6 protein-coding genes are annotated in these 6840 nt (G+C 61.4%); 1 reads left to right on the top strand and 5 read right to left on the bottom strand.

The features are described 5' to 3' along the window. Positions 1–96: 96 nt before the first annotated feature. Positions 97–1155 (bottom strand): FAD:protein FMN transferase, encoded by a 1059-nt coding sequence (locus OKC40_RS18335; RefSeq protein ID WP_270796474.1) that lies wholly within the window; start codon positions 1153–1155, stop codon positions 97–99. Positions 1156–1491: 336 nt separating this feature from the next. Between OKC40_RS18335 and azu the strand changes: the two genes are divergently transcribed. After that, positions 1492–1932: an azurin gene (gene azu, locus OKC40_RS18330; protein ID WP_042656977.1), complete on the top strand. Its 441-nt coding sequence runs from the start codon at positions 1492–1494 to the stop codon at positions 1930–1932. A gap of 115 nt (positions 1933–2047) precedes the next feature. Here the strand turns inward: azu and OKC40_RS18325 are convergent, their stop codons facing one another. The 4 genes from OKC40_RS18325 to OKC40_RS18310 all read right to left on the bottom strand — a co-directional run bounded on the left by OKC40_RS18325 (position 2048) and on the right by OKC40_RS18310 (position 6835). Continuing rightward, positions 2048–2605, bottom strand: a complete 558-nt coding sequence (locus OKC40_RS18325) for a HutD family protein (protein ID WP_270796471.1) — start codon at positions 2603–2605, stop codon at positions 2048–2050. An 85-nt stretch (positions 2606–2690) separates the two neighbouring features. Continuing rightward, positions 2691–3350 carry a YceH family protein gene (locus OKC40_RS18320; protein WP_270796470.1) on the bottom strand — a complete coding sequence of 220 codons (660 nt, stop codon included), beginning with the start codon at positions 3348–3350 and terminating at the stop codon, positions 2691–2693. Between the two features lie 138 nt (positions 3351–3488). After that, positions 3489–5645, bottom strand: a complete 2157-nt coding sequence (locus tag OKC40_RS18315; RefSeq protein ID WP_270796468.1) for a GGDEF domain-containing protein — start codon at positions 5643–5645, stop codon at positions 3489–3491. After that, positions 5642–6835, bottom strand: a complete 1194-nt coding sequence (locus OKC40_RS18310) for a sugar ABC transporter substrate-binding protein (RefSeq protein WP_270796466.1) — start codon at positions 6833–6835, stop codon at positions 5642–5644. The genes OKC40_RS18315 and OKC40_RS18310 overlap by 4 nt, the downstream gene beginning before the upstream one ends. Between the last annotated feature and the right edge of the window lie 5 nt (positions 6836–6840).

Genomic DNA, 6840 nt, shown 5'->3' with positions numbered 1-6840 from the left:
GAAACAGCCTTGCTCCCCCAACTCAAGTCGCATTTATGAATAATCAGTCAAAAATGTGCTTATCTGAGCAGCATTGCCGCTCTCGGGGCCTTATGTTCAGGAGCGTTTCTCTGCCCGCTTCTCTGCTAGATAAGGGGCAAATTGCGGCGTGTACTCGGCCTTGAATCCCTGTCCGGTTTTGACGATGAGATAGACAGCCAGCTTATGCTGTCTGGCAAAAGCCATCGCCTGTTCGGGGCCCATCACCATCAGGGCCGTATCGAGGGCATCGGCCTCCAGCGCGGTCGGGGTGATCACGCTGGCGGAGACCAGCTTGTGAGTGACCGGCTGGCCGGTGGCGGGGTCGATGATATGGGAGTAACGCTGGCCATCCAGCTCGTAGTAGTTGCGATAGCTGCCCGCGGTGCTGAGCGCCATGCCGTTGGGGATGACGATATCGGAAAACGCCCCCGGCTGATCGGAGGGCTCGACGATGGCCACTCTCCACGGCGAGCCCTTGCTGTTGTTGCCCTTGCTGCGCACCGCACCGGCTACTTCGATCAGGTAGTTGTGTACCCCCTTGCCCTCGAGCAGGGCGGCAATCTCGTCGGAGGCGGCCCCTTCGCCGAGGGTGGAGAGGTCGAGATAGAGATCCGGGATCGTTTTTTCGAGCAGGAAGTGATCCCCCTGCGGGGTCAGGGTCAGCTTGTCGATCCCCACCTTGTGGCGGGCGGCGGCGATAGCTGCCTCATCGGGTCGCTTGACCGGGCGTTTGTCCGGGCCAAAGCCCCACAGATTGACCAGAGGCCCCACGGTCACATCCAGCTTGCCATCGGTCAGCTTACCGGCATCAAGGCCCTGCTGGACGATGATGGCCATGGCGGGCGGGATGGCAAACGGGGTGTTGGCGGGCCCCTGATTGAAACGGGAGATGAGCGAGCCCGGATCGTAGGTGGAGATCTCCTTGTTCATTCGGGCCAGCAAGCTTTCTACGTCGCTTTTGAGGGCGGGCTCCCCACCGGGGTAGCTATCGCTCAGGGTTACCACATAGTAGGTGCCCATGGTCTTGCCCTGAATGCGGGTCTGGGCAGGCGGGGTGGGCTGGCAGCCGGCCAGCGCCAGCAGCAGGGTCAGCAGCAGGCCGCGCAGGGCCGCCACGGGGGTCATTGCAATCATCCGGCGCTCTCATCTGGAGAAGGTTCATATCGGGGCGCTAGCTTAGCCAAGGGGCACCCGCCGGGCGAGCCCCGATAGGCGCAATCGGAGGGAAAAGGGCAGAAAAAATTAAACAGTTTTGAACCTGTGGCTGTAGCGGGTCGTATCGTCCATCCGTGAGGAAAGATATTGGCGAGTGCTGCACCATCTGGTGACCTGGCCCGCAGCTTTGGTCAAAAGCCATAGCCGATTGAAGACAATTGAGTAAAATGAAGGTTGATTTAGACGGCATCTTTGCGAAGCGTTAACCGCATCCGCCAAGTCGTTGCCATCCATTGCCAATCAAAGGAGAAGATGATGAAAAAGGCGATTACCCTGCTGTTGCTGAGTACCCTGGCTGCCCCCGTGCTGGCGGATGAGTGTGCACTGGTCATCGAAGGCAATGATGCCATGCAGTACAACCTCAAAGAGATGAGCGTGCCGGCCACCTGCAAAGAGGTGACGGTCACCCTGAACCACACCGGCAAGCTGCCTGCTACCGCCATGGGCCACAACTGGGTGCTGGCCAGCACTGCCGACTATCAGACCGTGGCGACTGCCGGGATGAGCGCCGGTGCCGAGAATGACTATCTGCCCAAGGATGATCCCAGGGTGCTGGCTCATACCAAGCTGATCGGCGGCGGCGAGAGCAGCAGCGTTACCTTCAAGACCGACGGTCTGGCGGGCAAGGACCTCACCTTCTTCTGCTCCTTCCCCGGCCACTTCGCCATGATGAAGGGCGCCTTCAAGGTCAACTAAGGCGATAACCGGCATCGAGCCGGTTGCCTCAATAGCAAAAGCCGGGATTACCCGGCTTTTTCATCTCTGCTGCTTGCGTGTGGCATGGCATGACTGCACACCGCCGACTTTCGCGCTATTTGGCCTGCAGGGTAAAGAAGGCGATGGCGGTCTTCTTCTGGCATTCGAAGTGAATGCTCTCTTCGCCGGTCACCACCAGCGTCTCGTTGATGGCCACCTCTTTGTCCTGCACGGTCAGCTGGCCGCTCAGCAGGTGGCAGAGGTAGGTCTTCTCTGGCTCGAGGGTAAGGGTCAGCGGGAAGGGGAGGTTTAGCACCCGCACGTTGGCGCTGATGCGATCCGGATGGTAGATAAGCCCCAGATCGGTCACCTCTTTTTTCAGCAGCTCGCAGTGGGTCTCCTCATCGCCGCTAAAGTGCGCCGCCTCGAAGGTGGCGTAGGGGTGGCCGTTGAGCACAAAGCCGGCCCCGCTCACCGGCAGCAAAATGCGTTGATAGCCGGGAAAGGGGGAGAAAGGACCCGCGCTCTTGATGGGGGCCGAGCTCAGTCGGTAGTCAAAGTCGAGTTTGGCAAGGCTCGTCCCTTTGGGGGAGATGAGGATCTGGCTGCTGGTGCCCTGCTGGTTTTTCCAGGGCATCTTCTGGTGGTCAGACTCTTTAATCAGGGTGATCACGGGCATTTCCTCACGATGAAAAAACGCAGGGAGCCGGGCACATCAGCCCCGGCTCCCTGATAGAGAGTAGCGATGGTAAAGGCGATCAGCCCTGACCATCCAGCGCCGCCAGCCGTGCTTCCATGGCGGCGAGACGGCTCTTGAGCTCGCTCACCTCCTGCTCCAGCTCGCTCAGGCGGTCGGCGGCAGGGGAGGCATAGGCCGCGGCAGGAGAGGCATCCATCATCGCCTGAATATCCACTTCGCCGCTGAACAGATGGGCGTAGCGGGATTCGCGCTTGCCCGGCTCGCGCGGCAGCTTGACCACGTAGGGGCCACGTTCGATAAGGGCGCCGAGCACCGCATCCACTTCGGTGACATCATCGAAGCTGCAGAGGCGGTTGGTGCGTGAGCGCAGCTCCCCCGGGGTTTGCGGGCCGCGCAGCAGCAGCTCGCAGACGATGCCGAGCTCCTGGGCGCTGAATTTCAGCTCGCCAAATTCGGTGTTGCAGAATCTGTGCTGGTAACGGGGCACCCGGGCGTTGAAACCGGCGGTGTTGACCACCAGCCGCTTGCGGATCAGCTCGTCCACCACGGCGCGGATATCGAGCTCGGAGAGCTCCAGCACCGGCTCGCGGTTGCTCTTCTGATTGCAGGCGTTGACCAGCGCATTAAGGGAGAGGGGATATTGATCCGGGGTGCAGATCTCTTTTTCAATCAGACAGCCGATGACGCGGGCCTCCAGCGGGCCAAGTACTAACTCCATTTCCTACTCCCTTCCGAATCGAAACATCAAGAGCCCCTATCTTAGTCATGGCCCGCGCCGCGTCTAGCGTTGCACGCCATTTTTGCGAGGTCATCAGGGGGTTGGCGAAAGGCTCGCCAACGCCGGAGGCATCCAGTTTTACTGCTGCTCCTGATAGAAGCGCGCCTTGTCGGCATACATGGCATCGTCTGCCACCCGGCTCAGCTCTGCCAGCGGGGTCTGGTCGCTGCTGCTCCAGCCGATAGCAAAACGCAGCGGGAAGCTGTGCTCGCCATGCTGCACGGTGGCGTGGTGCTGGCTTGCTTCCAGTCGGGCTGCCAGCCGCTGGCTGGCAAGGTGATCCGCCTCCGCCAGCAGCACGAACTCATCGCCGCCGATGCGAAAGATCTTCTCATCCTGACGGCAGAGGGTGCGCAGCTGGCGTGCCATCTGGATCAGCAGGGCGTCGCCCGCCTCGTGCCCATATTGGTCGTTGGTGCGCTTGAGGCCGTTGAGATCGAGCATGAAGAGGGAAAGGTGACGCTCGGGATGGCGCGCCAGCACCGCCTGGTAGTGATGGAAGGCCTCTTCGAACGCCTGCCGGTTGGGCAGCCCGGTGAGGTTGTCGGTGCGGGCGACCCGCGCCAGCTCATCGGTAAAGAGTCGCCCCTCGATGCCCACCGCCAGCTGCTTGGCAAACAGCCGCAAGATGGCCCTGTCTTCGGACTCCAGCCCTTCGGCGCTCACCATCAGATAGCCAAACAGCACGCCGCTCTGGCTGCCGGGCAGGGTCATGATCTTCCAGAGCGTGTTATCCCACTGGCATTCGGAGTGTCTGATCTCTTCATCTATCAGCTGGGCCAGCTTCTCCTGCAGGGCATCCCGCAAGGGGGCATCCACCCCCTGGGTCAGGGAGTAGTGAGGCTCTCCGTCGCGGCGGATCACCAGTCCCCAGCGGTGGCCCGGATAGAGCTGGGAGAGCTGCAACAGGGCAGAGCTGGCCAGCTCGGCAATATCGATATCGAGCTGCTGGTGCAGGCCGAACTGCAGCCAGGATTGCAGGATATGGCGGCTGCGCTCCTCCCGGCTCAGGGCCGAGCGCAGGGCGGTCGTTTGCGAGGCGACCTCTTGTTCCAGCTCGTCGTTGAAACCGAGCAGCCGCTGGTTGAACGCCTCTTTCTCGCTATTGGCGCGCTGCAGCTGTTCGTTTTGCTGGTAGAGCGCCCGCACCTGGGCCGAGATGGTGCTGGCCATCTCCTGCAGCAGCTGGCGCACCTCGTCGTACTCGACAAAGCGCAGCGGTGCCTGCTGTTGCTGGTAGTTGCCCTTGCCATAGCTGCGCACCAGCGCGGCCAGTGAACGCAGCGGTCGGGTGAGCCAGCGGGTGAGCCAGACGCAGCCGATGGCTACCAGCAGCAACATGCCGACAATGCTGCCGGTCAGCAGCTGCTGGGATTTGTTGAGCTCGCTGACCCTGTCATCGCTGTAGCTGTAAAGGGTGATGGTGGGGGTGATCTCCTGCTCCAGCTGGGGCCAGCCGATGACCAGGGGTTGCGCCATCTTGCTTGGCACTCTCTCCTTGTCGGGCTCGGTGTCGTTCGTGGCGTTGGCGCTCTGGTGAGCCCCTTCGTAGAGACGGTTCTTGCCCTGGGAGATCACCAGATATTCGCTCCCCTTGAGATAGGGCTCCAGCAGTTGGGCCATCTGTCGCCAGGGGAGAATGGCCATCACGAAGCCGGAAGGGGTTTGCATCACCCCTGCGCGCTGGTGATTGCGATAGATGGGGGCCACCAGTGCCAGCCCGCCGCTGCGGTTCTGCTCCATGTCGCCAACCAGCACGGGATCATCGACGGGCAGTAGCAGATGCTTGCCCTGTTTCGCCTCGCGGGTCTTGCTCCAGGCCATCAGCTGCGGCATCAGATTGCTCGATTCGAGGTGGGAGGCCTGGCCATTGATGTACTCCACCACCAGCCCCTTGTCATCGATGAGATAGGCCGAGGTGAGCAGGCTGTTGGACTTGATGAAGGCGGCCAGTGCCAGCCGGGCATGGCTGGAGAAAAGGAAGTTGTCGAGGGCCTGATGGAGCACCCGATCCTGACTGAGCTGATTGATCTGGGTGCCGATCATCTCGCTGCGAAAACGGGCTTCGCGAGTCATGCTGGTGAGGGCCCGCTCCAGCTGTGACTGCTCGCTCTGGGCGATGATCTGGTGTTGGCGGGTCAGCAGCACCACGCTGGCCAGCAGCGCTGGCAGCAGGGCCACGGTGAACAGGATGATGATGAGGGTCGGGCCGAGCCGAACGGTGCGATGGTTCATGGTGCTTTGACCTGCCGGTACTGCTGATCGGCCAGCTGCTGCATGTAGCGGGCGGTGTCGGCGGCACTGATCCCTTCTTTAAAGCGCTCGAACCCTTTATCCATCGCTTGCCAGGCAATGGACATGGCGCTGTCGGAGGGCATGGGGGTGGTGAGGGTGAACTGTTCCAGCAGCACTTTTTCCCGAGGCGTGGGGTTGTGGCTGATGGTGGCAAAGGCCTGCTGATTGACCGGCAACAGTGCACCCTGTCGATAGATGAACTGCTGGATATCCTCACGCTGGATAAAGGCCATCAGCGCCTTGATGACGGGCTGCCGATCCTCATCGTCCATCGCCCAGCGGGAGGCGCCCATCACGTAGGCGCCGCTCATGGAGTGCATTGGGCGCGTTTGCCAGTGGGGCAGCAGGGCGACCCCCAGCTGATCCCCCATGTTTTTCACCAGATCATTGAAAGCCCAGTCTCCGTTGATGAGGTAGGCACTCTTGCCCTCGTTGAAGCGGGCGAGGGCGGCGTCATAGTCGCAGTCGGGATCGATCCACTGCTCGCTGGCGACGGTGCGGTAGGCCTCCAGTGCCTGCACCATGGCCGGGGTGTCGAGGGTGATACGCCCTTCGGTCACCGGCAAGCCGCCAAAGGTGTGCAAAAAGGCGGCGAAGTAGTACATGTCGTGATAGGGCCAGCTGACGGGGTAGACCCCCTTGGCCTTGAGGGCCGGAGTGATGGCAGCCAGTTGCTGCCATTGGGTCACCGGTGCCGAGACCAGCGCCTTGTTGTAAAACAGCATCAGGTGGTTGCCCTGCATCATGGGCATGCCCCAGCGTTGGCTGTCGAGGGTGACATAACGCAGGGCGCTGGCCATCAGTGCGGGGGAAAACCACTCGGCGGGGAGGGGGGCGAGGGTCATCTGGCGATAGAGACCGATAAAGTCGGACGGGATCAACATCAGATCGGGCAGCCCCTTGGCTTGCGCCGCCAGCAGGAGATCCGCCTTGATCTTGCCCGGTTCGATCTGGGTGACCCGCACGCTGTGGTTGCCCTCCTGATTGAAGCGGGCGATCACCTCGTCGATCACGTAACCGGCCTGCTGGGAGTGCCACAGCTCCAGCTCCGGCTCCTGAGCCCGCAGGGGCTGGTTCAATGCGAACAGGCAAAGCAGCAAGAGATGATAAAAAGATCGTTTTATGCTCATGTTAC

Origin of the sequence: Aeromonas sp. QDB11 (genome assembly GCF_027705265.1) — a bacterium.
GTDB classification, from domain to species: Bacteria; Pseudomonadota; Gammaproteobacteria; order Enterobacterales; family Aeromonadaceae; genus Aeromonas; species Aeromonas allosaccharophila.
The sequence above is the reverse complement of the archived record's forward strand: the minus strand, read 5'-3'. Positions and strand labels throughout refer to the sequence as shown.

What these genes read in the sequence shown, in the direction of transcription:
- OKC40_RS18335 (WP_270796474.1), bottom strand. Translation starts at nt 1,155, where the DNA reads ATGATTGCAATGACCCCCGTGGCGGCCCTGCGCGGCCTGCTGCTGACC.
- azu (WP_042656977.1), top strand. Translation starts at nt 1,492, where the DNA reads ATGAAAAAGGCGATTACCCTGCTGTTGCTGAGTACCCTGGCTGCCCCC.
- OKC40_RS18320 (WP_270796470.1), bottom strand. Translation starts at nt 3,350, where the DNA reads ATGGAGTTAGTACTTGGCCCGCTGGAGGCCCGCGTCATCGGCTGTCTG.
- OKC40_RS18315 (WP_270796468.1), bottom strand. Translation starts at nt 5,645, where the DNA reads ATGAACCATCGCACCGTTCGGCTCGGCCCGACCCTCATCATCATCCTG.
- OKC40_RS18310 (WP_270796466.1), bottom strand. Translation starts at nt 6,835, where the DNA reads ATGAGCATAAAACGATCTTTTTATCATCTCTTGCTGCTTTGCCTGTTC.